Source organism: Methanoregula sp., from assembly GCF_002835825.1.
Classification (GTDB): Archaea; Halobacteriota; Methanomicrobia; order Methanomicrobiales; family Methanospirillaceae; genus Methanoregula.
This window is the reverse complement of the sequence record NZ_PIZH01000628.1, coordinates 1-1,207: the sequence shown is the minus strand read 5'-3', so window position 1 is coordinate 1,207 and position 1,207 is coordinate 1. Positions and strand designations below refer to the sequence as shown.

The following is a 1,207-nucleotide window of genomic DNA, read 5'->3' as shown; positions in this document are numbered from 1 at the left end:
TCTCAAGCCCCGCGACGAACGGGACGAGATCGTGCCGGCACTGGTGAAGATTACGACCACCCTTCGGGCCCTCATCGCCGAATCGAACAAACTCTCCATCGCCGCAGTCGAGGGAAAACTCTCGGTGCGGGGCGATGCGGCAAAGTTCAAGGGAGGGTACTGGGAGATCATCGCCGGCATCAACAAGACGTTCGAAAGCACCGTTATTCCGCTCAATGAAGGAATAAGGGTTGCCGGGGATTATTCAAATGGCAATTTCACTGCCCGCTTTGACGAGAAGATCAAGGTTCGTGGCGATTTCAAGATGTTCAAGAACTCCCTGAACTGGATTGGCGAGAACATATCCGGGGCAATGGGCACCATCAACACGGAAGTCAGCAACCTTGCCGCAAATGCCGAGGAGGCAAACGCCAGCATCCAGGAGGTCTCGGCCGGCGCAAGCCAGGTCGCCATCAATGCATCGAAGGTGAGCGAGAACACCGAGAAGTCGGGCAAGGGCATCCACCAGGTCCAGCAGGCCATGGACGACCTCTCCCGTGCCATCCAGGAGGTTGCGCTCAAGACCGAGTCGGTTGCCCAGCTCGTTACCGATACCACAGCTTACAGCCACAACGGGATGGAACTGGCCCGGAAGACCGAGACCGGCATGCAGGGCATCACCAAATCGTCCGGCGAGGTCAACCAGATCATCGGGGACATCAAGACCCAGATGGACAAGATCAGCGAGATCGTCGATCTCATCACTGACCTTGCGAACCAGACCAACCTCCTCGCCCTCAACGCTGCAATCGAGGCTGCACGGGCCGGTGAGGCCGGGCGAGGGTTTGCCGTGGTCGCGACCGAGGTCAAGTCGCTTGCCGTCGAGTCCCGCGCCTCGGCGGAGCGGATCTCGGGCATGATCGAGACGCTCCAGAAGCAGACCAATAATGCGGTCGGTGCGGTTGGCGAGGCCAACCGGGGTGTGAAGGACGGGAGCCTTGCCCTTGAAGAGACGATCGCGAACTTCAACAAGATCGTAACCGCAATCGACAAGATCAACCAGAACGTCACCGAGGTTGCTGCGGCGGCCGAAGAGCAGGCAGCCTCCATCGAGGAGGTCGCGGCCAGCGTCAGCGAGGGGATGACCAATATCGGGGAGACCTAGAACGAGGCGCAGAACGCAAGGGCCGCATCCGCGGAGGAGGGGTACGACGTCGACCAGACAACA

The 1,207-nt window shown here is 59.8% G+C and carries 1 protein-coding gene; it reads left to right on the top strand.

The genetic code is table 11. The features are described 5' to 3' along the window. Positions 1–1,144: methyl-accepting chemotaxis protein (locus tag CW742_RS13960; protein ID WP_292421421.1), on the top strand; the 1,144-nt coding region annotated here is incomplete at its 5' end. Positions 1,145–1,207: the final 63 nt, after the last annotated feature.